Source organism: Methanobrevibacter sp. DSM 116169, from assembly GCF_046197865.1.
GTDB lineage: Archaea > Methanobacteriota > Methanobacteria > Methanobacteriales > Methanobacteriaceae > JAHKLT01.
Genome location: NZ_CP166990.1, coordinates 506,255 through 527,318, shown reverse-complemented (window position 1 = coordinate 527,318; position 21,064 = coordinate 506,255). Strand labels below are relative to the sequence as shown.

Here is a 21,064-nt window from a genome sequence, read left to right as displayed (position 1 = left end):
AGAAAAAGTTATGAGTGAAATATCATATGTATTTAATTTTAGAAGAGTAAACACATTCATAAGGGATATGAATCGTAGTGGTTGTTTTGATTTATTGCAAATGGATGGGGTAAATCAGAATTATCGTATTGTGTTAAGTAGTAGTTGTCCTGATAATATAGTGGATTGTTTAGATGTTGATGGAACATTAAAAGTTAATGTGGTTGAAATTCCTATTGGTGATGATGGTTTATGTGTTTTACAATATAATGAGGGTTTGAATAATAATAGTACTATTAGTCTTGGTCAAAATCAAGTTAATATGGATGTTGGTGATGGTGATGTTTATCTTAAAGCTGTTTTCATAGTTGATAATAGTACTGGTTATGTTTTAGCTTATGATATATTGAATCGTGTTGTTCCTATCAATAATGAAGTTACTTTACCTGTTGCTGGCGTATTATGGTCAATTATTACTGAAGCAGAGTAGGAGTTAATGTTTTAAAAGAGATATGGTTGAAACAATTGTACATTATCCTGAGGTTGTAACTCAGATTGAATCAAAGATAAATCCACCTTATACTCGTTGGGATAATTTAACTAATTTATTAAGAGATAATGGTTTATCTGCAACTAGTGAGGTTAATAGTAATAGTAATAGTAATAAATATCCTATTAATATTTATACAAGGGATTATAAGTTTAATATTCCTTCAGATGCTAAAATTATAGGTGTTACTGTAAATTTTAATCTTCAAAAAACAGGAGATATTGTTTATAGAACTCCTAAATGTAAGATAAGGTTAGGAGATTATATTGGTGATGAGTATGAATTAACTTATCCTGAACTTTATTATTCAAATAATCCTTATCTTTATTCAATGTTTATTAATAGTCAGTTTAATCCTGATATTCTTGCTAAAATAACTCCTGAGATATTGAATTCTGATGCTTTTGGTTCGGTTTTTTATTTTGAAGATGAGAAATTTACTGGTAAAGGAACTATTAAATTTAACTGGGTTAATATCATTGTTTATTATGAAACTGCTTCTGCTACTATTGGTTTTGCTAATGGTTTACATTCCTCAGAATTAAAAGCTAAAAATGGTCCTAAATTAGAAACTTATAACTATTTTGGAGGTACTGCTCATTTAAAAGATTTAACGAGAATAGATTTTGGTAAACTTGATATAAAAGTAGAATTGCCTTTAGGATTATCTATTGATAGTGGTTCAGGTTCACATAAATCAAAATGGGATAATACTCATAAAATATGGACTGTGGAATGGGATAAGCTCGTTTCTGATTTCACAATGAATTTCAGATTTCTTGCTAAAACTACTGGAATGAAAAAGATTAAGTTTCATAATGAATTAACTGGAACTTTTTATGCTTATCTTTATATTCAAGGTGGAACTTATGCTTGGACTGGTGATGATGATGTTGCTGTTATTAACACTACTGACCTTCGCCGTAATGGTGAACCTTCAGAAGAAGTTAATCAGATTACTGTTTCTTTGAAAGCTGAATATGATAGTAGTAATGTTACTTATAATGCTTGGTTAGAGCAAGATGATAGAGCTGTTACTTCTATTAGAAAGTGGAAGTTAAATCCTGCTAAAACTACTAATGGTATTGAGATTGAGTGGCAGAATCAAACTAGTGTGGGTTTAAAGAATGTTCCTACTAAAAAAGAGATTACAATAGAGTTCATTCTTGATGTTAAACCTAGAGTTCAAGGTAATGTTAGGTTTACTTTTGATTCTGAAGAAACAGGTAATCAATGGTATATTGATACTGAAGTTGGAGAACCTTTTAAGTATGTTTTATTGCTTCGTGATGCTGAAAAACTTGAAGATGGTTGGAAGTTTAAGACTGATGATCCTATTACTTTTGTTGATAAACTTGTTCCTACTCGTATTAGTACTGGTGCTTTTAGTTTTCCTTGTCGTACCCATCCTTTAGATAAGGTTATGAGGGTTCTTCGTTCTACTTTGAAGATGCATAAGTATAATGAGAGGAATTATATTGGTCCTATTCCTTTGAAACAGACTCATTATAGTCCTGAGTATAGTTATATGGATACTTTGTTGGAGACAAGTAGTAAAAATATTAAGTATATGGGGAAGAAAGGTGCTGGTGATGAGAAACTAAGTTTTAATGTTCGTTTACATCCTCATGATGTTACTGTTTTGAAAGGTTTAGTTGATATGGATAAACCTGTGCCTATTAATGCTAATCATTTATGTTTTGAGGGTGATGTATTGAATCATCGTGGTTGGGCTGAGTTATATGGTATTAGTAAGGTTACTAAGACTAATCCTAGTTGGTATGATGTTGATATTAGTGTTAAGTATTTAACTCATAATATTAATGCTAGGTTTAAGATTGTTCAGGGGGATCGTATTAGTAATTATTTCTTACCTAATTTGTTTACTACTAAATTTTTTAGTGGAGATAAAATTAATGAGTATTTTATAACTAGTACTACTGGTTCTTATGTTTATGATTCGTATGGTGAAGATACTAAAAGGTTTAATGTTTTTAGTTTAGAGAATGGTGAATTTTTTAAGTTGTCTGGTTTAAATTATCTTGCCCCTAAATGTAATGTGAGTTTTTCATGGGATAGTACTAGGGTTGTTGAGAATGTTGATAATGAAATGAATCGTATTGTCCGATTGATTGATGCTAGAACTAATAATCCTGTTTTAGAGTATGAATATTATGATTTTGATTTCAGTAAATCTAAAAAGTATCCTTGTAGAGTTATGTGCCGTGTGTTAAGTAAAGGTGCTTTTAAAACTGTTTTAAATAAGAATGTTAATTTACATTGTGATGCTGAGGCTGGTTTAAGTAATGAAGATATTGATACTTATGGTAGTACTTTAAATTTTAAGTTGATTGGTAATCGTTTAACTATTCATGATGAGGGTCTTAGTGGTAAAGAGGTTTATATGGAAGATATTCAGTTGGAAAGTACTGAATATTATTTAGAAACAGAATTTAAGAATAATAATTTATATGGAGATGCTCCTGCTATTGTTAATTATGTTGATTTCGATATAAGGGAAATTGATTATAGTAGTAAGTATGTTAATTATTATGAGAATTTGATGGTTGCTCCTTTCCCTGTACCTAATAAGGAATTATTGTTTACAAGGGAATCCGAAGAAGGAACTATATTTTATCAAGTGGGAGATGGTAATGAGTCAAGTTATCGTTTAAGTCCTTTTTATCAGTATTGGACAGGTGTAAATCTTGAATCTCGTGATGGTATAAGTTTATTTAATTTAGATAATAGTCATGAAGTAGTTTATATTACTAATGGTTTAGTTAAAATTGGTATTAACAGATATAATGGTAGATGTTATTTATATAAGTTTGACCGTGATGCTAAAACTTATATTGAGATTTGTCGTTTTCAATTAACTAAATATAATGATATTGGTTTGAATAGTTTTACTGATGATAAATTAGAATTACAAGTTAGTGATACTATTTTTACTGTTTGGAGAGGTCGTCCTTTTGTTCAGATAAATCATCCTACAGAAGAATTGTTGTTAAGTAGTAAGGTTACTGGTGTTTGGGCTGAGAGAGTTGGTGAATATACTACTGATTTTAGTAGTTTTGTTGAGTTGATTGATAATACTAATAAATTACCTGCTTGTATTTCTGATTCAGAGTTTATTAGTGATAAATGTATTACTGTTGATGTTTTAGAGAAAACTGGTGATGAGTCTGATTTAGTGTTAAGTTGTAATGATGAATTAGATTTAAATCAAAATAGTTTAATTTCATTAAGTAGTACTATTTTAAAGAATGTTACTGTCACTATGGTAGTTGATAATGAAGTTGTTGGTAATGTTTCATTGAATAGTCAAGGAAAAGGTAGTTTCACTTATAAATTTAATAAACATGGCGAGCATAAAATTACTGCTGTTTTTATTGGAGATAGTAGATATTTGTATTGTGTGGGTAATGTTTTAACTCCTACTGTTTTAAATAATGGTTATAGTATTGAAATTATTAATGGTTCTGAATTATATTATCTTGAAGATGATTTTATGGCTCGTTTAACATTGGCTGGTGAACCTGTTAGTGGTGAAGTGGTTGATTTTATTATTAATGGTGTTAGTTATACTAAAACTACTAATAGTGAAGGTGTTGCTATTGTTAATAATAATCTTGATGTTAAGGAGTATAATGTTTATGCTGAGTATACTCATGCTGGTGGTGAAGTTTTAGTTCATGATAATAAGATGACTACTATTAAGAAGGGTATTACTGAGTTGAGTATTAACACTACCATTGTTAATAAAGGAGGTTATGTTTTGTTTAAATTAGTCAATAATACTCGTGGTGCTGTTAATGGTGCTAATGTTCAAATTAATATTAATGGTGTTGTTTATAATCGTGTTACTGATAGTAATGGTGAAGTGAGATTGAATATTAATTTAGACCCTCGTAATTATGATATTAGAGCTACTTTTATGGGTAATCATAATTTAAAAGAATGTGCTGGTAAATATGAGTTGGTGGTTCGTGAATGATTAATTTAAAATGTGGTGTGTTATGAGTAGTGTTTATGGTGTTGTTTATAACCGTGAGAGTTATAGTAAAGAGTTTTTTGTGAGAGGTGTTGAGAAGTATGTTAATAGTACTTCTCTTACTCTTGTAAGTAGTAAAGATAAAGTTACTGTTGGTAATAGTGTTGTTTTAACTGCAACTTTAAGAGATAAGAATGCTGATGGTTTAAAAGGTATGAATGTTAAATTTTATGCTGGTACTGTTCTTGTTGAAACTCTTGTTACTAATAATGATGGTATTGCTACTTTGACCGTTAATGTTGATGATGTTACTAATTATTCATGCGAATTTGAAGAAGATAATGATTACATTGGTAGTATAAGTAATATTGTTACTGTCGAAGTTATTAAAAATACTGTTATAACCTTAACTGCTAATAAGTCTGTGATTGAACCTAATGAACAAGTAACTTTTACTGCTAATTTAAAAGAGGGAAATAATCCATTAAGTAATAAACCAATAATTTTTAATGGTTTTGGTAGTAATCCTATTTCAGTTAATACTGATGTTAATGGTAATGCTATTTTAACAAGAAATATTAGTGTTACTGGTGATTTTTATGTTAATTTTATAGGTGATGGTGATTATAATAATTCTGAAAGTAATATTGTTACTGTGACTATAATTGATAAAAAAGAAACTAGTTTATCTTTATGGTCTGATAAGACTACGGTTAATACTGGTGAAACAGTTAGTTTTACTGGTGTTTTAGAAGATGAAGACGGTTATATTTTCAATAAAACTGTTAAATTAATTAATAGTGATACTGGTGCAGTTATAGACACTATAATCATTGGAGATGTAACTTATCTTGAAGGTAACATTAAATTCACTAAAATTATAGAAGAATCTGTTAATTTAAAACTTGTTTTTGATGGTGACAACGAGTACAATAGTTCAAATAGTAATATTATAAGCATTACAGTAAACGACCCTTATTTATTTGTTGATGATTGTACAGGAAACAATCCAAGTGATAAATATACTATACATAATTATTCTTCAAATGTATTAACAGCTACTTATGATACTTTTAATGATGAACCTATTTTAAAATTACAAAATAGAAATGGTGTATCCTATTTAAATATAAAAGACATACCTTCAACTTTTAATAATAATTTTAAGATTACATGGGAACAATATGATACAAGCAACTCTAATAGTAATAATGCTTGTGCATTAGGATATTATATGCAGGATTATAAATATTTTTATATTGCAGGTTTAAATTTTAGTGTAGGGCAAATTAATATTGGAGGTTATACTAATGGTTCATGGTTTGATTTAACATCTCCTTCATCTACTGCTCGTCAAAGATGGGTTAAATATGAATTAACTGTTATCGATGGAGTTCATACATTGAAAAATATTACAGATGATGTAACTCAAACTGTAACAGACACAAGATATAATGCTGGTTTCTTTGCTTTTAGGTCATATAATCTTAAATATTTAAAAGATATTAAAATTGAAGACCTTGGTGAACGCACCTCTGGGGGGGGAAATAGTGATATTTAGCGACTTCTGTAATGATGAAGAAACACTCCTCTCTGACAAATGGAATAAAAACAGTAAGATGACTGCTGTTTATGATACATTAGAAGATATTCCTTGTATTTCCATGTCTGGAACAAATAATTATCCAACATTAGCTCCGAATATTACCGTACCTACTAATTTTAAAGTTAAATGTAAAATTTACTTCCCTTTAAACACCACAAATGATAACTGGGCTTTATTCGCTTATAAAAGTAGTGGAAACTACAATACTGCATTAGCAAGTAATCAACAATTCGATTTGAATTTCATTGGAAGAGCTAATCAGTCTTATTTAACTGAAAGGAATAAAACTCAAAATACAACATTAACAGATAATATTAATTTACCTACTGGTGAATGGGTTGATTTAGAATTTGAATACAATAATGGAGAACATAAAATAACTATTGATGGAAACATTCTCAATTACATAAACAATAAATATGATACTAATAATGGTTTCTTTTTCCTTAAAGGTAAATTAAACAATATGTATCTTGCAAACATTTTGATTTCGGAGATTATAACATGACTTTTAATAATAAAAATAAATGGAGGAAAATAGGACTATGACAACAGAAAACACCGGTTGCCGTTACATGAGAACACCATATAACTACAACCCAAATTGCTATGACTAGGTATATATTATAAAAAAATAACAGGGAGAATTAAAAAAAAACAATGAGTAAAATTTTTAATATTACATTACCAAAAGAGAAACTTTTGAAAAACTTTGAAAGTGAAACATTAACATTATTAGTGAATAAAATTCGTAGTCGTGAAGTATCATTAATCACACTACACCTTAAATTATTTAACCATGAGGAAGAAGAAGTAAGTGAATACTCTTCCACTAATCCTTTTATTATAACACCAGTAACTAATAGTATAAGTTACACCTTCAACAATATAGATAAATTAGACAATATAAGATACTATCAAATAATCCTAAGAGGTGAAGGACTGCATAAAGACAATCCATTATATTTTAGCGAACTAATGCTAAATGAAGGAGAAACAGTACCTTATAAAAAACCTCATGATGAAGTAGGAGAAACCAATGTAGGTTTCATTAATAACTTTTATACACTTTATCATTTTAATGGATTAAAAGGTAATTTACAAATCATAAGACCTAACTATGATAAATTAACAACTAAAAACTTGTTAAAAAGTAAATGTACTGTATTAGCTCCTCATTTAGATAATGACCTTGAACCTGATTATCATGAAAACATAGGATTAGAATACATGAACATGAAAGACCAAACAATCGAATTAGTGAGGTAAATTAAAGCAAAGTTATGGGTTTAAGAAAACATATAGACCGTGGATATTCAGCACACCAAAAAAAAGTGGTTAGACCTGAAGAATACACAAAAGTAGAAATAATAAGTTACGACCATGAATACACAGTTGATTCATGGATAGGAAACCAATTATTCACTACTAACAATGCTAAAACAGTTGATTGGCAAGCATGGGTAGGATATCAATCATTAAATGAAACAACAAGATTTGAAATAGACATTCCTTACAATGTATATGAACATGGTGAATATAGGATAGATGTTTTATATATTAATAAAGATGGGAGGGAAATGACTGGAATGTTACAAATATTCAATGATGGTGAAAGCGAACCATTTATTGATGACTTATTACAATTTGAAGGAGATATTGAATTTAGTAAAAGAAAAGTATCATATTATGAATTACCTATAGGACAATATAATATAAGACATAGGTTGCCTGTAAATTGTATTTTTATTGGTGTAATTGTAAGAAAAATACATGAATACACTTATACTATTGAAGGAACTGATGCAGATAGTTTTATAGAAGAATGGAATATTAATAAAACTAAAAAAGCTAATCCTGTTGAAGCAAGTCTAAAAATACCATATGATTCTGTTTATGTTGATGAAAATAGTCCTTCAGGTTTTGTGTTTGATTATCGTCAAGAATTAAATATTTATGCTAATACTGATGACCGTGACCTTAAACATTTATTCGGAGGTTATATTAGTAGTGTTTTACCAGATGGTGACACTAAATATTTAACTATTACTGGTGCAGACCGCCTTGTAGATGGAATGAAAAGATATGTTATGGAAGAAATGGTTTTACAAGGAGGAGATAGTGAAACACCAGAATATTTTGAAGGAAATGTTAAAGACTTTAACAGTCACCCTGAAGCACTACAATACCTTGCAGAAACACATGAAGAAACACTCCACACAAATATTGGAGACAATTATCTCGTAGCAGGAGAAACATATAGTGAAGGATTTAATGTAACACTAGGAAATAAAGGAACAGTAACAAAACCAATAAACAACAATAGTAATGTTACAATAGCCGACCATTTCATACTTGTAAGAAATAATCCAGATCAAACATTAACTCAAACAGTACAAATTTATAATAATAATGATTATCAAGCAGACCCTCCTAAAATAACTGAATATCCTTTATTTTATTTAACTTATGGTCTTGGTGACCCTGCTACTAAAACAGAATCTGTTGAAACTATAACTACTGAAAATGTAGGTGAAGCTCCTGCAAGTAATACTATTACTGTTAATAATGTTGCTGGTTTATGTGGACGATGTGGTTATACTCCAAGAGTAACAAGTACATTCCTTAATAAATGTCCGATGTGTGGTCGTACAGGTAGTCTTAGAAGCCATGTGAGTTATAGTAATAGTGGTAAACCTACAAATGATTTTGAAGTTTCTTGTATGGAAGGAGGAAGTCGGAGCAAATGTGGGGCTGATTTCTGTCCTAAATGTGGTAATGAATTAAATGGAAGTTTTCGTAGTAAATTAACTAAAATTGGTGGAACAGAAACTACTACTGAAACTACTACTACTGAAGTAACAACTACTACAAGTAATGGTTATGATAAGACTAAACCCTGGGAAGGTTATATTCATATTATATTTAGTGATGAACCTGGTAAACATGGAAGACAAATAGACCTTTTACTTGATTTCACTAAGGTTGCTGCACATTCTCATAGTTTTAATGGTATTAAACCAGTACTTATTAATAATGTTGTTAAACAAGGAATGATTAATGTAAGAGAATATATGGAGTTATTAACTGGTAAAACTGTTGAAGAAACTGATTTTTATTTACATCAAGTGAAACTTGTAACAAATCCTTCTGAAGACTCTGAAAAAGCATTATATGAATCAAGTGAAAATAATATTGATAATAGTAGTTGTAAAATGGATTTTTATGGTTTTGGTTTTCGTGATGGTACAATAATTAATCCTACTAACTTGTCTTCATGTGGTAAAACAGTTAATAATATGATTGATACATTAGTGACTAGTACTGGTTATTTGGTTGATATAACTTATGCTAAACATCGTAAAGATGATGTTATAAATTTCCAAATTAATAATCAATTAAATCCTGTTCTAACTTTGAAAGAAGGAAACAATAATAACATAATCAATATTAGTAATATTAGTTATACTCCAATCAGTACATTATATAATAATAGCGTATGTGTATATAAAACAAGAGTAGGGGAAGGAGAAAAATATCATTTTGTAAATAGTAAAAAAGCAATATCAGTACTTAATTATGGTGAATTAACAACATTAGAAACATCATCAGAGATTATAGAAGACAGACAAGCATATTTCAATGCAAGAAAAGCAACAAATTATAGTAATGAAATGATGTTTAGTTATACTATAACCACCCCAGGAGTTCCTGATGTAGAAATAGGTGACCTTGTTAAATGTGTACTTGATAATAAAGTTTTAAGCGATATAAAAGATGTTCAAAGTGTAAATTATAGTTATAGTCGTAGTAGGACACCTAAACTAAGAACACAATTAGGATTAGGTGAAATGAGTAAAGAATTTAAAGTGAAAAAACAAATGGAGCAAATGAGAGAAGAAACAAAGATAGAAAATACTGTATTCAGCTCAAGTGCTTCATACACTACAAGTAGTGAAATATTTGAATGGGAGCAATAATAATGGTTAATAATACAGATTATGGATTAAGAAAAGATGTAGATGAATTATCTAAGACAGTAAACCGCTTAGATGAATCAAGCGTATATAGTATAACAAGCAATGTCCCTATAATCACTTATTCAGATGATGTTTTTAGTCCAGCTAGTATTACTTTCAACAGTTATAAAATACAAAGTAAATTAATTGCTTTATATCCTGCTACTTTAAATGTTTATGAATCCGCGGATGGAATGAATTATAATTTAGTTAAATCTGTTGAAGAAAAAACAGGTGTTACATATGTTCCTGAATCTACCAATACAAGATATGTTAAATGTGAACAACTAACTGATGATGGATATGTGTTAGATAGTCAAAGTGTAGCTATAATTAATGCTGATGAATTAGAAGCAGGATACACAGTGGTTTTAGGTAATGAGGCACACACTTTGTCTGCTGATAATCGTGGATTGATTAGTGAAACTCAAAATATCACTATTCCTTTTTATGTGTTTAAAGGCACTAATCTTATTAATTCAAATGTTTCTAATTATACTAATTTACCTAGTGGTATGAGTGTTACGAGTATTACTGCTTGTACTGTTAGTAATCCAGGAGGCATTCATTTAAGAGTAACTAATGGTGCTACTTTAGGAGGGGTCAGTCAGGGAGTTATTAATTTTAGTTTTACTACAGATACTGATGATATTATTAAAGTTTTTAGTTGGAGTAAATCAAATAAAGGTTCTGATGGACTTAATGGTGTTGATGGTGAAGGTATAGAGTTTATTTTCAAAAGAAGTAGTGAATTAAAAACTCCAACAACTCCTGTTTGCCCTTACTCTGATAATCGTAGTCAATGTGTACCTGCAGGTTGGACTAATGAACAATCAGGAATTAGTAGTGAATATCCTTTTGAATATGTTAGTAAAAGAACTAAAAATGAAAATGGAATATGGTCAAGTTTTGAATCTCCAAGATTATGGGCTACACATTCAGAAGATGGAGAAGATTTTGTATTTGATAATATTAACAAATCACAATTAGTTGATACTATTAATAATCTTAATGGAATTAATGTTGATTTTCTTGGAGGATTAAATAAAAACCAATTCTTACAATCAAATGTAGATATAACAACAATAGCTAATACATCAGGAGGAACAGGAAATATTTATATTCAACAAATAGGTCCTTTAATAATTTGTTTAATAGATGGATGGACTGGAACAGCATCTCCAGGTACATGGGTAGATTTAGGGAACAATACTTCAGTACCTTCTGGTACAGCACCAGTTAGACATATTTATGGTGTGAATTTAGAAGGAGGTAGAGTTCGAGTTAATAGTAATGGGAAAATCCAATTTATGGACGCTAACCTCACTTCTTATCGTGTTTATTGTACAATAATATATGTAATAACTCCTCCATTAAGAAATTCTTCATTTATAAATGTAACTACTAATCCTAATAATTTAGTTAGTGGAGATTATATTAAATTTAGATTAGACGATAGTAGTGGTAATTCATTAAAAAATACTCCTGTCACTATGAGTATTAATGGAGTAAATTATGTTATTCAAACAGATAGTGAGGGGGTAGCCATGAAAAGATTAAATTTAGATGCTGTTGATAATAATGGAACCACTCCCCGTATAATAAATGTTGGTTGTACTTTTACTGGTAATAATGTTAATGCTTCAACAGGCATTAATTATATGTTTAGTTTATATAAAACAACTTTACAAGAATCATCTTTAAATGAAATAGTTGTTTTACAAGGAGATGAAGCTAAAATTCCTGCGAGAATAAATGGGACTAAACTTATGCCTAATCTTGAAATGGAAATCATATTAAATGGAAAATCTTATGAAAGAAAAACTGATGAAAACGGTTATGCGTATATTAAAATGAATCTTGCTGAAGGACTATATGATGTTACTTACAAGTTTAATAGGAATAAAATTAATAATTATGAAATTAATGGTAAAATTAGAGTGTCAAAGGTTATAATAGGCTAAAAATAGGAGTAGATAAAAGAAAGAATTAAATTATGAGTGAATATATAAGTTATAAAGAATATTGTGTGCTAATGAACCGCATTGCTGGTTGGTTAGTAGTAAATAATAAAGAATTTAATAAAAGAAATATTTATGGGTATTTTAATAGAGTAGCAGACCGAGGAACAATAGAAAGAACTACTAAAGAAAGATACCTAAGAGGAGAATTTGTTGCTGATGAATTAATAGGTGAATATACTGAATGTGCTATTGTTGATAATCAAAATTTATCATTCCTTCCATTATATGTTACAGGAACAAATGGTGTTAAATATTACACTAATACTTTTGTGGATATGGCAAACCGTGTAAGTGCTTATGAAGTACTTAATGGTAAAAGTCCAGCTATTGTATACTTGAAAAAAGAGAATAATACAAGTCAAAACAATGGTACAGTAACAACTGCTTTTAAAAATGCACTTGGAAACTTTGATAATACAATTGATGGAGCATTAAGATTAATACAAGGAAGAGGATATGCTTACTACTATAACAGTAGTTATAATACTCAAACAACTATTAATCGTATAAGAAATAAGCAAGGAGTAAATTGTACTGATGTATCACAAATACTTTATCGTATAGCTATTGAATTAGGATATGAAGCACAATTTGTCCATGTATATTGTAGTAAAAACCCAAATAAAGGTCATGTCCGATTAAGACTCAGACACCCTGTAAATACAGAAGGAACATGGATTTACCGTGATGGTGCAAGTGTACTTTCTGGAAATGGAATAAGGAGTAATTGGTGCGAATCAAAGTATGCACTCGTAGGATATAATCCTGCTTGGATTTTTAATGATTTATATCAATAATTAAATTTTGAAATAAACTTTAAATATACATAACATATAACATATTTATTTAGTGGAATAGTTGTTGCTTGTTTATATGTTGTTGGTTTTTCAAAAGTAAAATTTTATGTTTATCATAAAAAAACTATTCCACTAACAATTTAACTTTATTTTTACATAATTAATTTTTATACCTACAATGTGATTTGATGATAAGGAACAGAACACCTTATCATACTATTTTATATAAAATAACATAATATAATTTATAATTGAAAGAACACCATAAATCCTACAAAATATTAGAAGATACCATTACCCTCAATAATTAAATTTTTTAATTAGATATTTATATTTTTAGATTTAAATGGCTTAAATTATTTGAAATTAAAAAATATTTTATTATAACTGTTATAAAATAAAATAAATAAATATTATTCCTTAAAATAAAAATTAAGATTAAAATATAAAAAATGAATTATTAAAAAAATTAATTAAATATAAAAAATAAATTATTAATATGGAAAATAAAAACAATAATGAAAAAGATGAAACAAAATGTCCTATTTGTGGAGGTAAAAAAGATCCAGATGATATTTATTGTTTAACCTGTACAGGAGTTGTTTTATTTTAGTAAAAAAATATTTATTTAGGAATATTTTTTATAACTTTACAAGGATTACCTACACCAATAACATTTGAAGGAATATCTTGAGTTACAACGCTACCAGCACCAATAACAGAATTATCACCAATAGTTACACCAGATAATATAGTAGAAGAACCACCAATCCAAACATTATTCCCAATTTTAATATTTTGAGAATATTCTAAACCTTCATTTCTCTCAGTAGGATTTAACATATGTTCAGCTGTATAAAAACCACAATTTGGACCAATAAAAACATTATCACCAAATTCAACAGGAGCTGTATCTAAAATTACACAATTATGATTCATAAAGAAATTTTCACCAATTGAAATATTAGATCCAATATCACACCAAAAAACAGGTTCAATATTAAAATTCTCACCAGTTTTATTAAATAAATTTTTTATAATTTCTTTTTTATTATCAAAATCATCATAGCTAAGATTATTATATTTAAAACAAATTTCTTTTGTTTTACTTATTTTTAAAAGTAAATTTTCATCAGTTTTTGAATTATAAAAAATTTTACCATTTTTATTAGTCATATTATCAACTTATTATAACTAATATTTTTATTTCATAAATAATTTTACAAAAATTAATTAAATATAATTTATAAAAGAATAACTATGAGAAAAATTATTCCTATTATCTTCTTAATGATATTATTAGTTATAAGTCCAATTTATTCTGTAAATGTCTTTATAACCTCAGATAATATTATAAACACAAATACCGATTTAGAAATATTAAATTCTATTAAAGAACATATTGAAAGCATTGATAGTAGTATAAATGTTAATGTTGATGAAAATGCTCCAGGACCTGGTGAAGGGACAAGAGCTACCACATCAAGTGGTGATGTAAGTATTGTTCTTGCAGCAGCTTGTGCTGGAAACTTTTTAGAACTTGCAAATTATGCATTAAAATCAGATAAACAAATCATCTATGTTAATACTGGAAATTTTGATATAGATAGTGAAAATTCTTTAAGAAGAGCTTGGGATGATAATTATTCAAATGAAATGTTTGCAGGTATAAAAAATCCTGGTAAATTTCTAAATAATGCAGGAATATCAACAATCCAACCATTAAAAGAATATCCAGATGCAAGTAGTAATGGAGTTTTAAATGGAAATAATGATGATGTAAATAAATACATAGCTAGTGAGACAATATCTAAAATAAATTCTCCAGAAATTTCTAGTGAACTTGATACAAGTTTAATTAATTACCATAAAATAAAGCCTTCAGTTATGGCTAGTAGTTCTCAAGAACTTTTAGAAAGTGAGACAATTGATTCAAGTTTAAAATATAATTCATACAGTCCAGAACAATTATTATATTTAACTAGTACTTATTTAGGAAGTAGTGGAATTGATAATCCAAAAGAATTTCAAGTAGCTGATTCTCCTTTAAAATATTCTTTATTTGCTAAAGGATCATATAACATTGGAGAATATATGGAAATGGCTAAAATTGTAAAGGAATATATGGATAAAGAAGGGAAAGCTCCAGATTATATTATATATAATGGTGCAGTTATTAGCTATTATGATCTTACCTATAACTTTGCAAAAATAACAGAAGATCATACAGATGCAAGTAGTATGGATTTTGATAGAGAATATTCATTTGAAAAATATAATGAATCTATAATTATTGACATAATTCCAATATTTATAATAATTTTTATAGTAATTGTAATCTTTATAATAATTAAAAAAATAGCTAGATAATGAAAAACAGAGATGAAATTATGCAAAAATTTTATAAATAATATAAATAAATATAAATACTTATAATTCGAGGTTAATTTATGAAAAAATATATTAGTGAACTTATAGGAACAATGGTACTTGTCTTATTTGGATGTGGAAGTGCAGCAATAGCTGGCTCAATACTTGGAAATCTAGGAATAGCTATGGCATTTGGTTTATCAATCGTTGCAATGGCTTATATAATTGGAGATGTTTCAGGTTGTCATATTAATCCTGCAGTATCATTAGGTATGTGGATTACTAAAAGAATAGACAGTAAAGATTTTGTATTTTATGTAATAGCTCAATGTATTGGTGCAATTATTGGAATTGGATTACTTGCATTTATGATTAATTCTTCAAATCTTGGAGGATTCCTTGCAACTGGTCTTGGCCAAAATGGATTTGGAGCAGCATCAAGTGTTGGTCTTAATATGTGGGGAGCATTAGTTGTTGAAATCATTTTAACCTTTGTATTTGTATTTACAGTACTTGGAGTTACAAGAGATTCAAAAACTGGTGTTGTAGCTGGAATTGTTATTGGATTAACTTTAGCATTTGTACATATTATGGGAATTCCTTTAACTGGTACATCTGTAAATCCTGCACGTAGTTTAGCACCTGCATTATTTATGGGCGGCCAAGCATTAAACCAATTATGGGTATTTATTATAGGCCCTGCAGTTGGTGGAACAATAGCTGCATTTATTTATAAATATTTATATCCTGAAAGTGTAGAAGCTTAAATTTAACCTACACTTTAATTTTATTTTAAAAATGAAGATGATTTAATGGCTTTTAGAAGATGTTTAAAATGTGGAGCAAGTACTGATGATCAGTTCGGATTTTGTGTTAAATGTGGTGCAGAATTTGGTGATGAAAAAAACGAACCATTAGAAAACATATGTGTTAATTGTGGTTTTAGAAATGTTCCAAATGCTACAAGATGTGTTAAATGTGGAGCTCCTTTAATTTTAAATAATGAAAATAATATTTTTATACAAATTCCAAAAGAAGATTTAAATAAAAAAGTTGAAAGTACAAGTATTACTAAAAGGCAAGAAGTATTAATAATTTTAGGATATATATTTTCTCTTCTAGGTGGAATTATAGGTTTTATTATAGCAATATATTTAATTACACGTAAAAATCCTACTCTTAAAAGACATGGTGCACTTCAATTAGCTATTTTAATGTTTTATATAATAATCATTTTACTTATGTATATAAATGGTGATTTTAATAATTTAAATTTAAATGATTTTACTTTTATGAATTCATCAAATGAAAACTTATCTACTCTTTTTGGTAGTTTTTAAAAATAAAATGCATTACTAGTGCAGCATCTTTATTATTATAATAGTTAGGAACTTCTCTATCTATTATAAAATTAAATTTTTTATAAAAATCAATAGCTGATTTATTATTTACATTTACTTCTAAAGTAATTTTATCAATATGCATTGATTTAAATATTGTAATAGCTTTTCTAAGTAAAGAACTAGCTACTTTTTTCTTTCTATAATTTTTATCAACTGCTAATGAAATTACGTGACCTAAACCTTCCTGTTTAATCCAGAAAATTATATATCCTACAACAAGGCCATCACATTCAGCAACTAGAAAACCAGTTCCTATATCATATAGTTTCCTAAACATATTACTTCCATATGATTCTTCAAAAGACATGTTTTCTATTTCAATAATTCTTTTTAAATCATTTGGATTAAATTCTCTAATAATCATTAAACTCTATTAATAATATTGATTTTAAAATTTATTAATCTTTTGTTTTTAAAAAATTAAAAAATAAATAAAGTTTAGTTTAATAAGATAAAAATGATTTAAAAGTGAAATTATTTCAAAAAATAAGGAAAAAAATAATCTTAAATATAATTAAATACAAAAATATAAGAAAGGAGCTATTAAATGTGGGAAGATTTAGGAGAATATATATTAAATTTAAAAGATAAAACTCCAATTAAAATAGCTGAAATAGGTATAGGTAAATTTGAAGGAACCTATGATTATTTAAAAAATAAATCAAATATTAATATAATTAAAACTGATATATTACCTTCAAACGAATCAATAATAAAAGATGATATTACTAATCCCAATTTAGACTTATATAAAAATATTGATATTATCTATTCAATTAGACCTCCTTCAGAACTACACCAAAGTTTAATGGATCTTAGAGATAAAACTAATTCTATTTTAATAATTAAACCTTTATTTAATGAAGATATTAATATAAAAAATAAAAAAATGATTCTTAAAAATTATAAAAAATCTATTTTCTATATTTATGGGGATACAAATGACAACGATTAAAGAAATACTAGCTAAATATAATACTTCAACTGATGGATTAACAAGTAATGAAGTAGAAACCAGGCAGGCAAAATATGGCTTAAATGAATTAGAAGAAGAAAAGAAAAAAAGTCCTGTTGTTGCTTTTTTAATGCAATTTACAGATATTTTAATAATTCTTTTAATAATTGCAGCTATTGCTGCTTATTTTGTTGGAGATATGATAGATGCAATTGTAATACTAATAGTTGTAATGGTTAATGCAATTGTAGGTTTTGTTCAAGAATATCGAGCAGAAAAAGCTATGGAAAAACTTAAAAGTTTAGTTTCAACGGAATCAGTTGTAAAAAGAGATAAAGAACTTCTTAAAATTACAGGTCAAGAGTTAACTATTGGAGATATAGTAACTATTGAAGAAGGAGATAAAGTTCCTGCTGATTTACTTTTAATTGAAGTTAATGAATTAAGAATTGATGAATCTGGTTTAACTGGTGAATCACGTCCTGTTAGTAAGTATACAAAATATGAGGATCTTAGTTTAGATGAACTTGTGGAAAATAATCCATCTGAGAAGGCAAAGGCAAATATAGCATATATGGATTCAGCTGTTGTATCAGGTCGTGCAGTTGGAGTAGTATTTGCAACTGGTATGAATACAGCTATTGGAAAAATAGCTGAAATGATTCAAGGTGAAGATAAGCAAACCCCATTGCAAGAGAAGATCAATTCCCTTGGAAAAACTTTAGGTTTAATAGCTGTAATTGTTTGTGTAGCTGTATTTATTATTGAATATTCAAGAGGAATACCACTTGTTGAAACATTTATGACAGCAGTATCTTTAGCTGTTGCAGCAGTTCCAGAAGGACTTCCAGCAGTTTTAACTTTAACATTAGCTTTAGGTATGCAAGAAATGGCTAAATCTAAAGCAGTTGTTAGAAAATTACTTGCTGTTGAAACACTAGGTTCATGTACTGTTGTTTGTACAGATAAAACAGGAACTTTAACTAAAAACAAGATGTCTGTTAGAGAAGATTACTTGTTAAATAAAGATAAAGCTTTAGAAGTTTGTGGATTATGTGTTAACTCAACAATAAAAGATGGTAAAGAAATTGGAGATCCTACAGATGTAGCCATTATGGCATTTGGTGAAGATAATAATTATATTAAATCTGATTTAGAAAAAGAATTTCCGCGTCTTAAAGAGTTCACATTAGATAGTACAAGAAAAAGAATGACTACAGTACATAGATCTCTTAAAAATAATAAATTGTATGTTTTTAGTAAAGGAGCACCTGAAATTATTCTTGATTTAAGTGATAATATTGATAATAATGGAAATATAGAAAATAAAACAGATGCAAACACTAGTGAAATTAAAAAAGAAATTAATAAAATGACTAATTCTGCTTTAAGAGTAATAGGTCTTGGATATAAAGAATTAGACGAACATACAAATATTGATGATTTAAAAGCTGAAGATGCAGAAAAAAATTTGACTTTTGTTGGAATGGTAGGAATGATAGATCCTCCAAGAATGGAAGCAAAAGTTGCTGTTGAAGATTGTAAAAAGGCAGGCATAAAAGTTATAATGATTACAGGTGATCATCAAGAAACTGCAGCTGCAATCGGTAAGGAAATTGGAATATTAACAGATGGAAAAGTCCTAACAGGAGAAGAACTTGAAAAGTTATCAGAAGAAGAATATTTGAAAATTTGTAATGATGTGCAAATTTATGCAAGAGTTTATCCTGAGCAAAAAATGAGAATTGTGCAAACTTTACAAAGTGAAGGTAATATTGTTTCAATGACAGGTGATGGTGTAAATGATGCACCTGCACTTAAGAAGGCATCTATTGGAGTAGCTATGGGTAGTGGAACAGATGTTGCAAAAGAATCTGCAGACATGATTATACAAGATGATAACTTTGCAACAATAATCAAAGCTATTGAAGAAGGAAGAAAAATATTTGATAACATTAAAAGGTTTGTTAAATTCCAAGTATCAACAAATGTAGGAGCTATTTTAACAATTGTAGGAGCATCTGTTGCAGGATTACCAATACCATTTAATCCAATACAAATTTTATGGATTAACATTATAATGGATGGGCCACCTGCTCAATCACTTGGAATGGAAGGACCTGAAGAAAATATTATGAATAGAGCACCTGAAAAGGGAGATATTTTAAATAAAGGAATTTTAGCTAAAATATTTGTTGCAGGACTTGTTATGGCAATTGGTACATTAGCTGTATTTTATTATGAACTATCAGTTGTAGGAGATTTTAATCCAAAAGAAGCACCAAGAAGAGCAATGACAGTTGCATTTACATTATTTGTAATGTATCAATTAATTAATGCATTTAATAATAGAGCTAAATCTAAAGTAAAAAATAAATTCTTTGCAATAGCTATTATCGCATCATTTTTATTACAATTACTTGTTATATATCTTCCTTTCCTGCAAGATATATTTAGAACAACAGCTATTGGATTAATTGATTGGATAATAATTATATTAATATCTTTGACAATTATTGTATCAGATAAAATTATGAATAAGTTATTACCAAACTCTTAAAAAGATATAATGCAAAAATTAAATATTTTTTTATTAGGTGGAACAAGAGATTCTATAAATATTATAAAATATTTAAAAGAAAATTTTAACACCTATATTTTAACTACCACAACAACAGAATATGGATCTAGTTTAGCTATTGAAGCAGGATCTGATGATACAATAGCTAAACCTCTTCCTAAAAAAGATATTTTAGAAATTTTAGAAAAATCTAATTTTGATTTAATTATTGATGCTACCCATCCATTTGCAAGTCATATTACAGGAACTGCAATTGAATGTTCTAAAATTATGAAAATTCCCTATATTAGATTTGAAAGACCTATATCAGATGATGGAAGTATTAACCATGATAAACTCCATAAAGTAAATTCATTTGTTGATGCAGGAAAATTAATTTCTAAAAATTTCAATCAATTTAATGTGTTGCATCTTGCAGGAACTAACACAATAGAAGATGTTGTAAAATCAGTTCCTAAAGAAAATTTCTATGCAAGAATTTTAAAAATTGATATCTCTATAAAAAAATGTGAAGATCTTGAAATTCCAAAAGAAAATATAAGTTTTATGAATGGGGTCTCATCTGCGGAAGAAAATATAGAACTAATAAAAAAGACTAATGCAAAAGTAGTAATTAGTAAAGAAAGTGGTAAAACAGGAGGTCTTCCAGAAAAGATTGAAGCATGCAAAAAGTTAAATGTTGATTTTATATTAATTACAAGACCTGTTGTTAGTACATTAAATGAAAATGATATAGTAAGATCATTAGAAGAATTAAATAATAAATTAAGAACTTATTTTTAA

Annotated in this window: 16 protein-coding genes; 14 read left to right on the top strand and 2 right to left on the bottom strand. The window is 27.9% G+C overall.

The genetic code is table 11. From position 1 onward, the window contains the following. Positions 1-10 precede the first annotated feature (10 nt). From ACA134_RS02620 to ACA134_RS02585, 8 genes are all read left to right on the top strand, one after another. A complete protein-coding gene (locus tag ACA134_RS02620; protein ID WP_409200630.1) occupies positions 11-469 on the top strand; it encodes a hypothetical protein in 459 nt (152 codons plus the stop codon). Between the two features lie 22 nt (positions 470-491). After that, positions 492-4,529, top strand: coding sequence for an Ig-like domain-containing protein (locus ACA134_RS02615; RefSeq protein WP_409200629.1), 4,038 nt, complete (start codon positions 492-494; stop codon positions 4,527-4,529). Positions 4,530-4,551: 22 nt separating this feature from the next. Then, complete coding sequence (locus ACA134_RS02610) at positions 4,552-6,087, top strand: Ig-like domain-containing protein (protein WP_409200628.1); 1,536 nt, start codon at positions 4,552-4,554, stop codon at positions 6,085-6,087. Further along, entirely contained in the window at positions 6,077-6,640 is a 564-nt protein-coding gene (locus tag ACA134_RS02605; protein WP_409200627.1) for a hypothetical protein, read from the top strand. The genes ACA134_RS02610 and ACA134_RS02605 overlap by 11 nt, the downstream gene beginning before the upstream one ends. A 470-nt stretch (positions 6,641-7,110) precedes the next feature. Continuing rightward, a complete protein-coding gene (locus tag ACA134_RS02600; RefSeq protein ID WP_409200626.1) occupies positions 7,111-7,401 on the top strand; it encodes a hypothetical protein in 291 nt (96 codons plus the stop codon). 14 nt (positions 7,402-7,415) lie between these two features. Beyond that, the gene (locus ACA134_RS02595; protein WP_409200625.1) at positions 7,416-10,112 is read left to right on the top strand and encodes a hypothetical protein; all 2,697 of its coding nucleotides are present in this window, start codon (positions 7,416-7,418) and stop codon (positions 10,110-10,112) included. A 2-nt stretch (positions 10,113-10,114) separates the two neighbouring features. Next, positions 10,115-12,115, top strand: a complete 2,001-nt coding sequence (locus tag ACA134_RS02590) for a hypothetical protein (protein WP_409200624.1) — start codon at positions 10,115-10,117, stop codon at positions 12,113-12,115. Positions 12,116-12,186: 71 nt separating this feature from the next. Then, entirely contained in the window at positions 12,187-12,972 is a 786-nt protein-coding gene (locus ACA134_RS02585; RefSeq protein WP_409200623.1) for a hypothetical protein, read from the top strand. A 624-nt stretch (positions 12,973-13,596) separates the two neighbouring features. Here the strand turns inward: ACA134_RS02585 and ACA134_RS02580 are convergent. Continuing rightward, entirely contained in the window at positions 13,597-14,148 is a 552-nt protein-coding gene (locus ACA134_RS02580) for a sugar O-acetyltransferase (RefSeq protein ID WP_409200622.1), read from the bottom strand. Between the two features lie 84 nt (positions 14,149-14,232). On the opposite strand from ACA134_RS02580, the gene ACA134_RS02575 reads away from it, so the two are divergent. The 3 genes from ACA134_RS02575 to ACA134_RS02565 all read left to right on the top strand — a co-directional run bounded on the left by ACA134_RS02575 (position 14,233) and on the right by ACA134_RS02565 (position 16,682). Continuing rightward, on the top strand, positions 14,233-15,342 hold the full coding sequence (locus ACA134_RS02575) for an adhesin (RefSeq protein WP_409200621.1): 1,110 nt from the start codon (positions 14,233-14,235) through the stop codon (positions 15,340-15,342). An 80-nt stretch (positions 15,343-15,422) separates the two neighbouring features. Then, entirely contained in the window at positions 15,423-16,109 is a 687-nt protein-coding gene (locus tag ACA134_RS02570; protein ID WP_409200620.1) for an MIP/aquaporin family protein, read from the top strand. Between the two features lie 45 nt (positions 16,110-16,154). Further along, positions 16,155-16,682, top strand: a complete 528-nt coding sequence (locus tag ACA134_RS02565) for a zinc-binding protein (RefSeq protein WP_409200619.1) — start codon at positions 16,155-16,157, stop codon at positions 16,680-16,682. Here ACA134_RS02565 and rimI read toward each other — a convergent pair. Beyond that, the gene (gene rimI, locus ACA134_RS02560; protein WP_409200618.1) at positions 16,660-17,109 is read right to left on the bottom strand and encodes a ribosomal protein S18-alanine N-acetyltransferase; all 450 of its coding nucleotides are present in this window, start codon (positions 17,107-17,109) and stop codon (positions 16,660-16,662) included. The two genes, ACA134_RS02565 and rimI, sit on opposite strands and share 23 nt — an antisense overlap. 183 nt (positions 17,110-17,292) lie before the next feature. Between rimI and ACA134_RS02555 the strand changes: the two genes are divergently transcribed. The 3 genes from ACA134_RS02555 to cobK are packed head-to-tail and all read left to right on the top strand — an operon-like array spanning position 17,293 to position 21,064. Beyond that, entirely contained in the window at positions 17,293-17,700 is a 408-nt protein-coding gene (locus ACA134_RS02555) for a UPF0146 family protein (RefSeq protein WP_409200617.1), read from the top strand. Further along, complete coding sequence (locus ACA134_RS02550; protein WP_409201056.1) at positions 17,696-20,260, top strand: cation-translocating P-type ATPase; 2,565 nt, start codon at positions 17,696-17,698, stop codon at positions 20,258-20,260. Before ACA134_RS02555 ends, ACA134_RS02550 begins: the two co-directional genes overlap by 5 nt. A 9-nt stretch (positions 20,261-20,269) precedes the next feature. Then, positions 20,270-21,064 carry a precorrin-6A reductase gene (cobK, locus tag ACA134_RS02545; RefSeq protein ID WP_409200616.1) on the top strand — a complete coding sequence of 265 codons (795 nt, stop codon included), beginning with the start codon at positions 20,270-20,272 and terminating at the stop codon, positions 21,062-21,064.